This is a genomic window from Vibrio sp. NFR (genome assembly GCF_027587095.1).
GTDB classification, from domain to species: domain Bacteria; phylum Pseudomonadota; class Gammaproteobacteria; order Enterobacterales; family Vibrionaceae; genus Vibrio; species Vibrio harveyi.
Genome location: NZ_JAPPTN010000003.1, coordinates 279,662 through 294,914 on the forward strand (window position 1 = coordinate 279,662; position 15,253 = coordinate 294,914).

A 15,253-nucleotide genomic window follows, 5' to 3' on the forward strand; every position below is an offset into this window, starting at 1 on the left:
AGTCTCTAGCGATCTGCTACAACAACAGTGATGTGGCTTGAACGCTTCAAGATACGATCCGCACGACCTTTAGCACGAGGCATAATACGCTTCATGGTTGGGCCTTCATCTACAAAGATTTTTGCGACATTCAGATCGTCAATATCTGCACCTTCGTTGTGCTCCGCGTTAGCGATAGCAGACTCTAGAACTTTCTTAACTAGAGCAGCAGCTTTTTTGTTGCTGAACGTTAGAATTTCTAGAGCTTGGTCAACAGATTTACCACGAATTAGATCCGCAACTAAGCGAGCTTTCTGAGGCGAAATGCGAGCAAAGTTATGTTTAGCAATAGCTTCCATTATTTACTCCTTAACGCTTCTTAGCTTTCTTATCCGCAGCGTGACCGCGGTAAGTACGTGTTGGTGCGAATTCACCTAGTTTGTGACCGATCATTTCTTCGGTTACGAAAACAGGTACGTGCTGACGACCATTATGGACAGCGATGGTCAAACCGATCATCGATGGGATGATCATTGAACGACGGGACCAAGTCTTAAGTGGCTTTTTGTCTCCGCTTTCCACCGCTTTCTCTACCTTCTTCAGCAAGTGTAGGTCAATAAATGGACCTTTCTTGAGAGAACGTGGCATGGCGATTCCTCTTTATATAGATTACTTGTTACGACGACGTACGATGTACTTGTCAGTGCGTTTGTTCTTACGAGTCTTGAAGCCTTTAGTTGGCATACCCCAAGGAGATACTGGATGACGGCCACCAGAAGTACGACCTTCACCACCACCGTGTGGGTGATCAACCGGGTTCATTACTACACCACGTACGGTTGGACGTACGCCGCGCCAGCGTGAAGCACCAGCTTTACCAAGTTCACGTAGCATGTGCTCAGAGTTACCAACTTCACCGATTGTTGCACGGCCTTCAGAAAGAACTTTGCGCATTTCGCCAGAACGTAGACGGATAGTTACGTACGCACCGTCGCGAGCAACGATTTGAGCGTAAGCACCAGCCGAACGAGCTAGCTGACCACCTTTACCAGGTTTTAGTTCAACGTTGTGTACAGTTGAACCTACTGGGATGTTACGCATTGGTAGAGTGTTACCAGCTTTAATCGGTGCATCAACACCAGATTGGATAACATCACCAGCTTGAACACCTTTAGGTGCTAGGATGTAGCGACGCTCACCGTCTTTGTAAAGAACTAGAGCAATGTTTGCGCTACGGTTTGGATCGTATTCTAGACGCTCAACTGTCGCTGGGATACCGTCTTTAGTACGTTTGAAGTCAACTACACGGTAGTGGTGCTTGTGACCACCGCCGATGTGACGTACTGTGATACGACCGTTGTTGTTACGACCACCGTTCTTAGAGTTTTTCTCTAGAAGTGGTGCGTATGGCTTGCCCTTGTGTAGGTCAGCGTTAACAACTTTAACAACGTGACGACGACCAGGGGAAGTCGGCTTACATTTAACAATAGCCATTCTTAACTACTCCTGTTATTCCGCGCCGCCAACAAAGTCAAGATCTTGACCTTCTTTCAAAGTAACGTACGCTTTCTTAACGTCGCTGCGGCGACCTTGGCGTAGACCTTGACGTTTGGTCTTACCCTTAGTGATAAGAGTATTTACAGACTTAACTTCAACTTCAAAAAGCTTTTCTACAGCTGCTTTGATCTCTTTTTTAGTTGCATCTTTAGCTACTTTGAAAACGATAGTGTTCGCTTTCTCAGCTGCCATAGTTGCTTTTTCAGAGATGTGCGGAGCACGTAGAACTTTTAGGATACGCTCTTCAGTGATCATGCTAGCATCTCCTCAACTTGCTTAACTGCTTCAGCAGTCATTACAACTTTGTCGAACGCGATTAGTGAAACTGGGTCGATACCAGCAACGTCACGTGCGTCAACTTTGTATAGGTTACGAGCAGCTAGGAATAGATTCTCATCTACTTCGCTAGTCACGATTAGAGCGTCAGTTAGCTCAAGCTCTTTAAGCTTAGCAACTAGCTCTTTAGTCTTTGGCGCTTCAACTGAGAAGTTATCAACAACGATTAGACGCTCTTGACGAACTAGCTCAGAAAGAATGCTCTTCATAGCACCGCGGTACATTTTTTTGTTTACTTTTTGGCTGTGATCTTGTGGTTTCGCAGCAAAAGTAACACCACCTGTACGCCAGATTGGGCTACGGATTGTACCAGCACGCGCACGGCCAGTACCTTTTTGACGCCATGGCTTAGCGCCACCGCCAGAAACTTCTGAACGTGTTTTTTGAGCACGTGTACCTTGACGAGCACCTGCTGCAAACGCAACAACTACTTGGTGTACAAGAGCTTCGTTAAACTCACGTCCGAAAGTAGTTTCGGAAACAGTTAGTGCATCAGCACCTTTAACCATTAGTTCCATTACTTACTCCTGAGACGTTATGCTTTAACAGCTGGTTTAACGATCACGTTGCCACCTGTTGAGCCTGGTACTGCACCTTTGATAAGAAGCAGATTGCGCTCAGCGTCAACACGTACGATCTCTAGGTTTTGAGTCGTTACACGCTCAGCCCCCATGTGACCTGCCATTTTCTTGCCTTTAAATACGCGACCTGGAGTTTGACATTGGCCAATTGAACCCGGTGCACGGTGAGACAATGAGTTACCGTGAGTCATATCTTGAGTACGGAAGTTCCAACGCTTAACAGCGCCTTGGAAACCTTTACCCTTAGATGTACCAGTAACGTCTACTTTCTTAGTTTCGTTGAATAGTTCAACTGTTAGCTCAGCGCCAACTGCGAACTCTTCACCGTTTTCCAAACGGAATTCCCAAAGACCACGACCAGCTTCAACGCCAGCTTTAGCAAAGTGACCTGCTTCAGCTTTGTTTACGCGGTTAGCTTTCTTAGAACCAGCAGTTACCTGGATTGCAGCGTAGCCATCTGTCTCAAGAGTTTTAACTTGAGAAACACGGTTTGCTTCAACTTCAACAACTGTTACTGGAATAGAAACGCCGTCTTCAGTAAATACGCGGGTCATGCCCACTTTACGACCGATTAGACCAATCATTCTTCTAATCTCCCTTAACCTAGGCTAATTTGAACGTCAACGCCCGCAGCAAGGTCTAGACGCATTAGAGCATCAACAGTTTTGTCTGTTGGCTCAACGATGTCGATTAGACGCTTGTGAGTACGGATTTCGTACTGGTCACGTGCTTTCTTGTTAACGTGTGGAGAGATAAGAACTGTGAAACGCTCTTTACGAGTTGGTAGTGGGATTGGACCACGAACCTGTGCGCCAGTGCGCTTAGCTGTTTCAACGATTTCCGCTGTAGAAGCGTCGATTAGTTTGTAATCGAATGCTTTTAGGCGGATACGGATACGTTGGTTCTGCATGAGACAGAGCTCCAATATTAAAAATTACACAAACAATATCGCCACTCAGACTCGTAAAGACGAGAGAATGCCGATTGATTTATGTGAAACCGTAGCATCCAAGATTAGGACGCATTGTCAGTTAATTTTCGATTAACTACCCCTACATACCAGAGTCACCTCTGGGGATAGTTTTTCCGAAGAAAAGATAGCTAATTGTATTAACCGCGAACATAAGCTGAGTCTACATTACCTCGTAAATCCGAAGATTTACTCGCTCCTCATTGCTCATTGGTTCACAACTGGCTTAACCAGTGCGCTGCATTATACAGATCACACTTTAGGATGCAATAGCCGAGTGAAAAATAATCGAACAAATTTTAGTCGCTCGATTCTCCCCTACTTTTGCACTAGCCAATAAACAAAAAGGACGCCGAAGCGTCCTTTTTTAAACTGTAATCGTAATAGCGTCTGCTATTATTTCTTACCGCTTGATAGTGCACCGAAACGCTTGTTGAAGCGATCAACACGGCCGCCTGTATCAACGATACGTTGCTTACCAGTGTAGAATGGGTGACACTTGTCACATACGTCTAGGTGGATAGATTCCTTCGCTAGAGTAGATTTGAACTCGAAAGAGTTGCCGCAAGAACAAGTAGCAGTGATTGCTTTGTATTCTGGGTGGATACCAGCTTTCATGGGATAACCTCAATTGTAGGCCGTGTCGCTATACGAGTCTAAGCCGCACACCACACGTAATTAATAATAAAAGTGCGATACCGCATCGACCAATCGCCGAAGCCATATCTCAAGGCGCAGTATAGTAATGAATCACTAAGCTAGGATCAACACATTTGGCAACTTTTTCGCCACTTTTTTCACCAGTACTTTAGTACTGAGAGGAATCTACCCTCATTAAATACCGATCACTCGAATTTCTTAGTGCGTTTTAATAGACTATAGCCCTCTTCCCTCTTTTATATAGTAAAGATTCTATGCGTCCATCCATAGCCAGAGTGGCACTGCCAGTCCCTCTCGACAAACAGTTTGATTATGCCATTCCCGGGCATCTGTTTCCGATCATTGGTGGGCGAGTTTCTGTACCTTTTGGGCGTCAAACTTTAGTTGGAATTGTCACCGCGATGGTTAATCACTCTGACTTTCCCAAAGAACAACTTAAGCCACTTAAAGCTGTATTAGACACCCAACCCATTTGGTCAGAGAAGCTCTATTCTTTGCTTACTTGGTGTAGTCAGTTCTATCAGTATCCTCTTGGCGACACCTTGCACAATGCTATGCCTGCCGCCCTAAGAAAAGGCAAACCTGCTGACTTCTCAACCTTATACGAGTGGCAAATTACCACTTCAGGCAAAGATAAACTTATGCAGGGGCTTGGTCGCGCGGTTAAACAGCAGCGTGCTCTGCAGATGTTGATTGACGGTCCCATTCCACATCAAGAGTTTAGTGATCAAGAAATACCATCTTCAGTGCTCAAGTCTTTAGAGGAAAAAGGCTGGATTGAACGTATTGAAAAGAAACCAGAGATCACCAAGTGGGGAGAGCAAGTTGAGCGTGAAGTTGAGAAGCCCAAGCTTAACCATGAACAAGCTCTGGCAATCGCCAGTGTGAATAGCCAAACCGGATTTGCCTGCTATTTATTAGAGGGCGTTACCGGTTCGGGGAAAACCGAAGTCTACTTAAACCTGATCAAGCCAGTGCTCGAGAAAGGCAAACAAGCGTTGGTTTTAGTGCCCGAGATCGGCTTAACACCGCAAACCATCAATCGCTTTAAGCATCGCTTCAATGTTCCTGTGGACGTGATTCATTCTGGTTTGAATGATACTGAGCGACTCAATGCTTGGCTTTCAGCGCGAGACAAAGCAGCTGGCATCATCATCGGAACACGCTCTGCTCTGCTTACCCCTTTTGCTGACCTTGGCATTATTATTGTCGATGAGGAGCATGACTCTTCATACAAACAGCAAGACAGCCTGCGCTACCACGCTCGCGATGTCGCTGTAATGCGAGCACATAAAGAACAAGTACCCATCGTACTTGGTTCTGCGACACCTGCTTTAGAAACACTGTACAACGCACTTTCTGGTAAGTATCACCACTTAACGCTCACCCAACGCGCAGGCTCTGCGGTACCAACAACGAATAAAGTACTGGATGTTAAAGGGCTTTACCTAGACAGTGGCTTATCTGCCCCTCTGATCGCTGAAATGCGTAAGCACCTCGATTCTGGCAACCAAGTCATGCTGTTCCTAAACCGCCGCGGTTTTTCTCCTGCGTTGATGTGTCATGAGTGTGGTTGGACAGCCGAGTGTAAGCGCTGCGATGCCTACTATACCTTCCACCAGTACAGCAATGAGATCCGGTGCCACCATTGCGGGTCTCAACAACCCGTGATTCATCAATGCCAAGGTTGCGGCTCCACTCAACTAGTAACCGTTGGAGTTGGGACAGAGCAACTGGAGCTTCAACTTGCCAAGCTCTTTCCTGAATACAAAGCGATTCGTATTGATAGAGACAGCACTCGCCGTAAAGGCAGCTTGGAAGATGCTCTCGAATCGATTCGTAAAGGCGAATATCAAATCCTGATTGGTACGCAAATGCTGGCGAAAGGTCACCACTTCCCGAACGTGACACTCGTGGCGCTACTGGACGTGGACGGATCTCTATATAGTAGTGACTTTCGGGCTTCGGAAAGGCTGGCGCAATTGTTCGTTCAAGTTGCGGGGCGTGCTGGTCGTGCAAGCAAACCTGGCGAAGTGATTTTACAGACTCACCACCCTGAGCACAGCTTACTTCAGTCTCTATTACAGAAAGACTATCGTGACTTTGCCATGACAGCACTAGAGGAACGTAAGTTAGCTCAGCTTCCACCTTACAGCTTCTTAACCCTATTTAAAGCGGAAGCTAACCAAAGCGAGTTGGTCGAAGACTTTTTGCGTCAGGTTCGCTTCACTCTTGAGTCACACCCATTATTTGATGGTTCCTGCATGGTTTTGGGTCCGACTCCATCACCATTAGCTAAGCGTGCTGGGAAATATCGTTGGCAGTTGTTACTGCAAACTCAGCATCGCTCATTGATGCAAAAGTTATTAACCAGTGCAAAACCTGCTATTGAGTTGTTGCCAAATGCCAAGAAAGTTCGCTGGAATTTAGACATAGAACCACAGGATCTCAGCTAGCAAACGTTTAACTATGTAATGAATTACCTTCTAATGTGAGTCAAATCACATTAGGATTGCAATTTTTGTTAAACAGACCGTAACTTTCCCTTTAGAAATGAATAGACTATTCAAATTAGTAAAGTCTAAAGTGGATCAGTCACATAGGCTTCAATTAGAACAATGACTCACGTCATCTTGGCGAATATTTTAAGAGGGTAAAAACTATGGCGACAATGAAGGATGTTGCCCAGCTTGCAGGGGTATCTACTGCTACGGTATCGCGAGCATTAATGAATCCAGAAAAAGTCTCTTCATCAACAAGAAAGAGAGTGGAAGATGCCGTACTTGAAGCTGGTTATTCACCGAATTCATTAGCTCGTAATTTACGTAGAAATGAATCAAAGACCATTGTCACTATCGTACCGGACATATGCGATCCGTATTTCTCTGAAATCATTCGCGGTATCGAAGATGCAGCAATGGAACACGGTTACCTAGTTCTTCTTGGCGATAGCGGTCAGCAGAAAAAGCGCGAAAGCTCATTCGTAAACTTAGTATTCACCAAGCAAGCTGATGGCATGTTACTACTGGGTACCGACTTACCATTCGATGTCAGCAAGCCAGAGCAGAAAAACCTACCACCAATGGTCATGGCGTGCGAATTCGCTCCTGAGCTGGAACTACCAACGGTGCATATCGATAACTTGACCTCTGCATTTGAAGCCGTGAACTACCTGACGCAACTTGGTCACAAGCGTATTGCTCAGATCTCTGGTCCAGATACTGCGGTGCTGTGCCAGTTCCGCCAACAAGGTTACCAACAAGCACTTCGCCGTGCTGGTATTAGTAAAGAAGAGCAATACAGCATTGTGGCTGACTTCTCTTTCGAAGGTGGCGTTCAAGCCGTACGCAAACTTCTCGAATTGCCTGAACCACCAACCGCTCTATTCTGTCACTGCGACACCATGGCGATTGGTGCTATCCAAGAAGCGAAACGTCTTGGTCTGCGTATTCCGCAGGATTTATCGGTTGTCGGCTTTGATGATATTCAATTCGCGCAATACTGCGATCCACCGTTAACCACCATCTCTCAACCACGTTATGAGATTGGTCGCCAAGCAATGTTAATGATGCTAGAGCTACTGAAAGGTCACGACGTGCACTCAGGCTCTCGCTTGCTTGAAACTAAATTAGTTGTGCGTGGTAGTGCAGCGCCACCACCTTTGCGCTAATCAGTAAGCGAATCCACAACATAAATAGAAACGAAAGCGACGCATCTAGCGTCGTTTTTTTACGCCTATCCTGTACGTAGCTAACAAGATTACGTGAATAGGGTGTTTTCTCGTCGCGTTCTGGATTAACATATTTGCCAGAATCCTTGATGACCAGAAGTAACCGTGGCAAATAGAGATTATGTAAGACGCGGACGCGGCGCTCCGAAGAAGTCGACAAAAAAACAACCTTCCAGAAAGAAACCTTGGCGTAGTGGTCTGCTAGCAATTCTGCTTGTGGGCGGTTTTGGCTACGGCTTATATCTACTCAGCAATGATCCTGAACCGAAACAACCCGTTGCGAAACAGGAACCAGTGACCACCAGCAAACCAAAGCCGAAGAAAGAGTTACCGCCCCCACCAGAAGAAAAGTGGGAATACGTGGAATCTCTACCGAAGCGTGAAGTGGAAGTCGTTGCCAAAGAAGTTGAAGTATCAAAAGTCCCTTATGTGATGCAATGTGGCGCTTACAAAAAACAGAGCCAAGCTGAAGAACGTAAGCTAGCGATTGCTTTCCAAGGTATTACGAGCCGTGTCATTAAGAAAGACGGAAGCTCTTGGTACCGTGTTGTTCTTGGTCCATACAAGTTCAAACGAGACGCAGAGAAAGATCGCCACAAGTTGCAACGCGCGAAGATCGAGCCGTGTGCAATTTGGAAAGAGAATCTTTAATTCTTATTCGATACATTAATGCAGAGACCAACCGAGTGAACGGTTGGTCTTTTCTTTTATTGGAGAGTGCTGCTCATTCTCACGCTAGGGAATGACTCAAGATCATTCATCACCACGAATCCAGTTCAGTTTCACTATATAGGGTATATACCCAACTCATTCGTATAAACCAGCGCCCTCGCCAAACACCCTGCTCTCTTCCTTGTTCAAAATGACAATACGTAATGTCTGCAATCGAAAAACACCTTCCCCTTGAATCCCCGAATCCCTTACCCCATATACTTAATTAAATCCAAAGAGAAATAATTAAGAGGTCGACTGTGACTACCATTGTATCTGTACGTCGAAACAATAAAGTCGTCATCGCGGGTGATGGCCAAGTGTCGCTAGGCAATACCGTAATGAAAGGCAACGCACGTAAAGTTCGCCGCCTATACAACAACCAAGTTCTTGCTGGTTTTGCTGGCGGTACTGCGGATGCCTTTACCCTATTCGAGCGCTTTGAAAGCAAGCTGCAAATGCACCAAGGTCACCTTACTAAGGCTGCCGTTGAGTTAGCAAAAGATTGGCGTAGCGACCGCGCACTTCGCAAACTAGAAGCACTACTGGCCGTTGCGGATGAAACTGCTTCACTGATCATCACTGGTAACGGTGATGTCGTTCAGCCAGAAAACGATCTTATCGCCATTGGCTCTGGCGGCGCATACGCGCAAGCAGCAGCAACCGCATTATTAGAAAACACAGATCTAGACGCGCGAGAAATCGCAGAAAAAGCACTGAACATTGCTGGTGACATCTGTGTATTCACCAACCATCATCACACTGTAGAAGAGCTAGAATCTACAGCAGAGCTTCCTAAGCCAACGGCTTAAGCGTAATCGTAACGAAGTAAGGAAAGAATATGTCTGAAATGACTCCTCGCGAAATCGTTCATGAACTGAACCGCCACATTATTGGTCAAGACAAAGCAAAACGTTCGGTTGCGATTGCACTACGTAACCGCTGGCGTCGTATGCAGCTTGAAGAAAGCTTGCGTGTCGAAGTAACGCCAAAAAATATCCTTATGATTGGTCCAACTGGTGTTGGTAAGACAGAGATCGCTCGTCGTCTTGCTAAGCTAGCAAACGCACCTTTCATCAAAGTCGAAGCAACAAAGTTCACCGAAGTGGGTTATGTAGGTAAAGAAGTGGAAACCATCATCCGCGATCTGACCGATGTTGCTGTGAAGATGACTCACCAACAAGCGATGGAAAAAGTAAAATTCCGCGCTGAAGAGCAAGCCGAAGAGCGTATTCTTGATGCCCTTCTGCCACCAGCACGTGATGCTTGGGGTCAAACAGAGCAGAAAGAAGATACATCGAACACTCGCCAAGTCTTCCGCAAGAAACTGCGCGAAGGTCAGCTAGACGACAAAGAAATCGAAATCGATGTAGCTGCACCGCAAATGGGTGTCGAGATCATGGCGCCTCCTGGTATGGAAGAAATGACCAACCAGCTACAAGGTATGTTCCAAAACCTCGCTGGCGATACCAAGAAAAAACGCAAGCTGAAAATCAAAGACGCGATGAAAGCATTGGCGGAAGAAGAAGCAGCGAAACTGGTGAACCAAGAAGAGCTGAAAGAGTCTGCCATCTTCAACGTAGAGAACAACGGCATCGTATTCATCGATGAGATCGATAAGATTTGTAAGCGCGGTGAAAGCTCTGGCCCTGACGTTTCTCGCGAAGGTGTTCAGCGTGACCTATTACCTCTTATTGAAGGTAGCACGGTATCAACGAAGCACGGTATGGTGAAAACAGACCACATCCTATTCGTCGCTTCTGGCGCATTCCAAGTAGCGAAACCTTCTGACCTGATCCCAGAATTGCAAGGTCGTCTACCAATTCGCGTTGAGCTTGAAGCACTGACCAGCAACGATTTCAAACGTATCCTAACTGAGCCAAAAGCATCTCTGACAGAACAGTACGTTGCGCTGATGAAAACAGAAAACGTGGATGTAGAATTCACAGAAGATGGCATCACGCAAATCGCAGAAGCAGCATGGACAGTAAACGAAACCACTGAAAACATCGGTGCACGTCGTCTGCATACTGTGATGGAGCGTTTGATGGATGAGATTTCTTACGACGCAGCAGAGCAATCAGGTGCGAAGTTCGTGATTAACGCGGCTTACGTGAAAGATCGTCTAGGCGATACGATTGAAGATGAAGATCTAAGCCGCTTTATTCTTTAATCGCAATCTATCATGCCAAAGCCCAGAACCTTCTTTCTGGGCTTTTTCGTTTAGAATGATGGTGACTTTAACAAGCTCTAGACCAAAAGAGTTCATCATCCTAGCGAACTCAGGCGTGGCTATGGATCTAATCATCGCGTGCATCGCCCTCTTCTCTTCATGAAAGAGCGCAGTTTTATTGCCTCAAATATGGAAACTGTGTTCCTTCTCTATAAGTCTTTGAGTCTTAATTGAGTTGTTTCAAGTCAATAGCGCATCGAGCGCTTTGTGCTTATACTGGGCACATTGGTTACTAGCACGAAATATCCATGAAACAATCATTGCAGATCTGGCTTGAAGCCGCTCGTCCAAAAACTTTACCTCTCGCACTGGTGTCTATTTTAACTGGTAGCGTACTTGCATACTCTGCTGGTCACTTCTCGCTGACCATCGCAGTGATGGCATTTGTCACAGCAACACTGCTGCAGATTCTATCTAACCTTGCGAACGATTATGGCGACGCAGTGAAAGGCACAGATAACGACAATCGCTTAGGTCCTCAGCGGGCGATGCAGTCTGGCGCAGTCACAGCGGATCAAATGAAAAAAGCGATCATCTTCAACATCATTCTGACTGCCATTGCCGGTCTGACATTGGTGTTTTACGCACTGAGCTCGTTTGAAAGTATCATTACCTTTATTGGCTTAGGCATTCTTGCCATCCTTGCGGCGATTGCGTACACCATGGGCAGTAAGCCTTACGGCTATGTTGGTCTAGGTGACTTGTCAGTATTCCTTTTCTTTGGCTTACTTGGTGTATCTGGCACTTACTTCCTGCACACGGGTCATGTTGATGCGACATTATTCTTACCAGCGCTAGGCTGTGGTTTGCTGGCGGTAGCAGTACTGAACATCAATAATATGCGTGATATCGAAAATGACAGCGAATGTGGCAAACGCACCATGGCAGTTCGACTAGGACAACGTAAAGCCAAGCAGTATCACTTTATTTTGCTTGGTGGTGCGCTACTGGCTTTTGCCGCTTACCTGCTCATTCAAGACAAGCCGGTATGGATCAGCTTACCCTTCTTGCTCAGCATCTACGTAGTAGCCCACCACGGAAAAGCCGTTTGGGATACTGAGAAACCAGCACAAATTGCACCTATGATGCCAGTTGTCGTGAAGTGCTCACTGGTGACTAACGTTTTATTTGCAACAATTGTGGTAGCTCAAACTCTGATGAGTTAAAAAAGGATTGTCATTGCATTGACTTAATGCCTAGATATACTCAAAGACAACAGTTTCTGTTTAGAAAGGTACGCTATGGAATACAATACCTCAGCACTCTGTGATATCTATCTTGATCAGGTAGATGTAGTTGAACCGATGTTCAGTAACTTTGGCGGTCGAGCGTCGTTTGCCGGGCAAGTGACGACGATTAAGTGTTTTGAAGACAACGCACTGATCCGTGAAACGTTAGAACAAGATGGTATCGGGCGAGTATTGCTGATTGATGGTGGCGGTTCCTTGCGCAGAGCCTTAATCGATGCAGAAATCGCAACACTAGCAGAAGAAAACGAATGGGAAGGGATTGTGGTTTACGGTTGTGTTCGCGAAGTGGACGAACTGGAAGACATGAACCTTGGCATTCAGGCTCTCGCTTCAATTCCTGTTGGGGCCGCAAATCAAGGCATTGGTGAAATCGACGTACCAGTGAACTTTGGTGGTGTTAGCTTCCTACCTGAAGATTACATCTATGCCGATAGCACAGGCATCATTCTTTCACCTGAGCCACTCAATGTAGACTTAGAGCTCGATGAAGAAGACGAAGATGAAGCAGAGTTAAATTAATCTTTTATTAGCAACTAGCCACATCGCTAAAAAAATATCGCCAAATACGCAAACACCCGCCGAAGCGGGTGTTTTTGATTCTGGATACTTAAGTGGATTATTCCACTTCGTCCATCTTGCCAAGTAGTGCACGAATGCGCTCTTGCCATTGTGCGTGCTCTTGTTGAGCTTGCTGAGATTTTTGCTCTAGCTCTTCACGTTGAGAACGAAGCTCGTTAGCTTCTGTTTCAAGTTTTACTTTATCTTCTTTCAGCTCTTCGACTTCCATCTGAAGAAGAGTGATTGTGTCAACTGCAGTTTGAATTTTCGCTTCTAGTTGTTCTAGTACTTCAAAAGACATCTTGGCCTACCTATTGTTATTCCGTTGGGACGATGCGCGAGCGTTCGCTTGCACCTTACCGATAAGGTTCATTCTACTCAGCGTAGCGACGAGAAACACTCACTATATTCGATATTTCGCATCATTCGGTTAAAAAATCAGCGCAATCTCACTAAACGCTGACTTTTCTTATCCTAGAGGCATTTTTGAACAATGCAATTTGCTCTCTCAACGCCAAAAACTCACCCAAGTATTGATCAAATTCAACTTAGTTAAAGTAAAAGCTCAGCAAAAAGGCAAACGTTTAACTTACGATGTGATAGAATCGCCGCGCAAATTCTTCTTCCCTCTTGTTACTTGGAGACATCATGAAACGCGATTTAGCAATGGCATTTTCCCGTGTTACTGAAGGTGCCGCTCTGGCTGGCTATAAATGGCTTGGTCGTGGCGACAAAAACGCAGCGGACGGTGCTGCTGTTGAAGTTATGCGCACCTTGCTGAACAAAACAGACATCAGTGGTGAAATCGTTATTGGTGAAGGCGAAATCGATGATGCGCCAATGCTATACATTGGTGAGCAAGTGGGCATCGGTGGCGATGAAGTAGATATCGCCGTTGACCCGATTGAAGGCACACGTATGACGGCAATGGGTCAATCTAACGCATTAGCAGTGCTAGCAGCTGGCGAGAAAGGCAGCTTCCTTAAAGCGCCGGACATGTACATGGAAAAATTGGTTGTTGGCCCTGGTGCAAAAGGCGTTATCGACTTAGGTAAACCTCTAAAAGAAAACCTAGAAAACGTTGCTAAAGCACTGAACAAGACTCTTGATACGCTTGTTGTGATTACGCTTGCTAAGCCACGTCACGATGAAGTGATCGCAGAGATGCAAGCAATGGGCGTTCGTGTGTTCGCAGTGCCAGACGGTGATGTAGCCGCTTCAATCCTAACTTGTATGCCAGATAGCGAAGTAGACGTGATGTATTGCATCGGCGGCGCTCCAGAAGGCGTAGTATCGGCAGCAGTGATTCGCGCACTAGACGGTGACATGCATGGTCGTCTTCTTCCTCGTCACGAAGTAAAAGGCGATACTGAAGAAAACCGCATCTACGGCGCTGCTGAACTTCAACGCTGTGAAGAGATGGGCGTTCAAGCGAACGTGGTTCTAAAGATGGAAGACATGGCACGCAGCGACAACGTAGTATTCTCTGCAACGGGTATTACCAAGGGTGACCTACTGGAAGGTATCTCTCGTCAAGGTAACATCGCAACAACAGAAACCCTATTGATTCGCGGTCGCTGTCGTACTATTCGCCGCATCAAGTCTACGCACTACCTAGAGCGTAAAGACCCTGAAGTGCGCGATATCATTCTTTAAGCAGTATTCGAGGCTCCCACTCACTCTGAGTTGGAGCCTTTCTTTTCGGGTAAGTCATTTAAACTTCGTTTTTAATCGCGAGACTGAGAATCTAATTCCAGCAAGCTCTTAAGCTTTATTCCTCCTCCAGACCACAGAATCAAAGGATAATAGATTCTGAATCACACTCGTTCCTCGTTGTTCAGAATGACGATTACTTTAACAAGCCATAAACCAAAGGAGTTCGTCATCCTAGCGAGCTCAGCGAGACTAAGGATCGAGTAACAGCGCCCCCAAACTCTTCTTCATTCACCTTAAATCACAGCACAAACGGACAATAGATTCTGAATCACACTCGTTCCTCGTTGTTCAGAATGACGATTACTTTAACAAGCTAAAAACCAAAAGAGTTCGTCATCCTAGCGAGCTCAAGCGAGACTAAGGATCTAGTAACAGCGCCCCCAAACTCCTCCTCATTCACCTCAAGTCACAGCACAAACGGATAATAGATTCTGAATCACACTCGTTCCTCGATGTTCAGAATGACGATTACTTAAACAAGCTATAAACCAAAAGAGTTCGTCATCCTAGCGAGCTCAAGCGAGACTAAGGATCTAGTAACAGCGCCCCCAAACTCTTCTTCATTCACCTTAAATCACAGCACAAACGGATAATAGATTCTGAATCACACTCGTTCCTCGTTGTTCAGAATGACAATTACTTTAACAAGCTATAAACCAAAAGAGTTCGTCATCCTAGCGAGCTCAAGCGAGACTAAGGATCTAGTAACAGCGCCCCCAAACTCTTCTTCATTCACCTTAAATCGCAGCACAAACGGATAATAGATTCTGAATCACACTCGTTCCTCGTTGTTCAGAATGACGATTACTTTAACAAGCTATAAACCAAAAGAGTTCGTCATCCTAGCGAGCTCAAGCGAGACTAAGGATCTAGTAGCAGCGCCCCCAAACTCTTCCTCATTCACCTTAAATCGCAGCACAAATGGATAATAGATTCTGCATCACACTTGTTCCTTGTTGTTTAGAATGACGA

General features: G+C 45.8%; 16 protein-coding genes and 1 pseudogene. 8 read left to right on the forward strand and 9 right to left on the reverse strand.

Translation table 11 applies throughout. The features are described from left to right. Positions 1-5: 5 nt before the first annotated feature. The 8 genes from rplV to rpmE form a co-directional block, all read right to left on the reverse strand. Positions 6-338 (reverse strand): 50S ribosomal protein L22, encoded by a 333-nt coding sequence (rplV, locus tag OH463_RS07785; RefSeq protein WP_005383164.1) that lies wholly within the window; start codon positions 336-338, stop codon positions 6-8. A 10-nt stretch (positions 339-348) separates the two neighbouring features. Continuing rightward, on the reverse strand, positions 349-627 hold the full coding sequence (gene rpsS, locus OH463_RS07790) for a 30S ribosomal protein S19 (RefSeq protein ID WP_005431614.1): 279 nt from the start codon (positions 625-627) through the stop codon (positions 349-351). A 21-nt stretch (positions 628-648) separates the two neighbouring features. Continuing rightward, positions 649-1,473, reverse strand: coding sequence for a 50S ribosomal protein L2 (gene rplB, locus OH463_RS07795; RefSeq protein WP_005450574.1), 825 nt, complete (start codon positions 1,471-1,473; stop codon positions 649-651). 15 nt (positions 1,474-1,488) lie between these two features. After that, positions 1,489-1,791 (reverse strand): 50S ribosomal protein L23, encoded by a 303-nt coding sequence (gene rplW, locus OH463_RS07800; protein ID WP_004398471.1) that lies wholly within the window; start codon positions 1,789-1,791, stop codon positions 1,489-1,491. Then, on the reverse strand, positions 1,788-2,390 hold the full coding sequence (rplD, locus tag OH463_RS07805) for a 50S ribosomal protein L4 (RefSeq protein ID WP_005435074.1): 603 nt from the start codon (positions 2,388-2,390) through the stop codon (positions 1,788-1,790). Before rplD ends, rplW begins: the two co-directional genes overlap by 4 nt. 17 nt (positions 2,391-2,407) lie before the next feature. Beyond that, the gene (gene rplC, locus OH463_RS07810; RefSeq protein WP_005435072.1) at positions 2,408-3,037 is read right to left on the reverse strand and encodes a 50S ribosomal protein L3; all 630 of its coding nucleotides are present in this window, start codon (positions 3,035-3,037) and stop codon (positions 2,408-2,410) included. 14 nt (positions 3,038-3,051) lie between these two features. Continuing rightward, positions 3,052-3,363 carry a 30S ribosomal protein S10 gene (gene rpsJ, locus OH463_RS07815; RefSeq protein WP_004410492.1) on the reverse strand — a complete coding sequence of 104 codons (312 nt, stop codon included), beginning with the start codon at positions 3,361-3,363 and terminating at the stop codon, positions 3,052-3,054. 456 nt (positions 3,364-3,819) lie between these two features. Then, positions 3,820-4,041 (reverse strand): 50S ribosomal protein L31, encoded by a 222-nt coding sequence (rpmE, locus tag OH463_RS07820; protein WP_005450576.1) that lies wholly within the window; start codon positions 4,039-4,041, stop codon positions 3,820-3,822. 296 nt (positions 4,042-4,337) lie between these two features. On the opposite strand from rpmE, the gene priA reads away from it, so the two are divergent. The 7 genes and pseudogenes from priA (at position 4,338) to rraA (ending at position 12,526) form a co-directional block, all read left to right on the forward strand. Then, positions 4,338-6,539, forward strand: a complete 2,202-nt coding sequence (gene priA, locus OH463_RS07825; RefSeq protein WP_269990953.1) for a primosomal protein N' — start codon at positions 4,338-4,340, stop codon at positions 6,537-6,539. Between the two features lie 203 nt (positions 6,540-6,742). After that, positions 6,743-7,753 (forward strand): annotated as a pseudogene (gene cytR, locus OH463_RS07830) (DNA-binding transcriptional regulator CytR); the annotation flags it as partial. Between the two features lie 165 nt (positions 7,754-7,918). After that, on the forward strand, positions 7,919-8,464 hold the full coding sequence (locus OH463_RS07835; RefSeq protein WP_005450581.1) for an SPOR domain-containing protein: 546 nt from the start codon (positions 7,919-7,921) through the stop codon (positions 8,462-8,464). 320 nt (positions 8,465-8,784) lie between these two features. After that, positions 8,785-9,336 carry an ATP-dependent protease subunit HslV gene (gene hslV / locus OH463_RS07840; RefSeq protein WP_009698878.1) on the forward strand — a complete coding sequence of 184 codons (552 nt, stop codon included), beginning with the start codon at positions 8,785-8,787 and terminating at the stop codon, positions 9,334-9,336. A gap of 29 nt (positions 9,337-9,365) precedes the next feature. After that, positions 9,366-10,697, forward strand: a complete 1,332-nt coding sequence (hslU, locus tag OH463_RS07845; RefSeq protein ID WP_009698879.1) for an HslU--HslV peptidase ATPase subunit — start codon at positions 9,366-9,368, stop codon at positions 10,695-10,697. Positions 10,698-11,005: 308 nt separating this feature from the next. Beyond that, a complete protein-coding gene (locus OH463_RS07850) occupies positions 11,006-11,923 on the forward strand; it encodes a 1,4-dihydroxy-2-naphthoate polyprenyltransferase (RefSeq protein WP_005450584.1) in 918 nt (305 codons plus the stop codon). A 75-nt stretch (positions 11,924-11,998) separates the two neighbouring features. Continuing rightward, entirely contained in the window at positions 11,999-12,526 is a 528-nt protein-coding gene (gene rraA, locus OH463_RS07855) for a ribonuclease E activity regulator RraA (RefSeq protein ID WP_005450585.1), read from the forward strand. A gap of 97 nt (positions 12,527-12,623) precedes the next feature. On the opposite strand, the gene zapB is transcribed toward rraA, so the two are convergent. Then, on the reverse strand, positions 12,624-12,866 hold the full coding sequence (gene zapB, locus OH463_RS07860) for a cell division protein ZapB (protein ID WP_005450586.1): 243 nt from the start codon (positions 12,864-12,866) through the stop codon (positions 12,624-12,626). 347 nt (positions 12,867-13,213) lie between these two features. On the opposite strand from zapB, the gene glpX reads away from it, so the two are divergent. Then, the gene (gene glpX / locus OH463_RS07865; RefSeq protein ID WP_005450587.1) at positions 13,214-14,221 is read left to right on the forward strand and encodes a class II fructose-bisphosphatase; all 1,008 of its coding nucleotides are present in this window, start codon (positions 13,214-13,216) and stop codon (positions 14,219-14,221) included. The last annotated feature ends 1,032 nt before the right edge of the window (positions 14,222-15,253 follow it).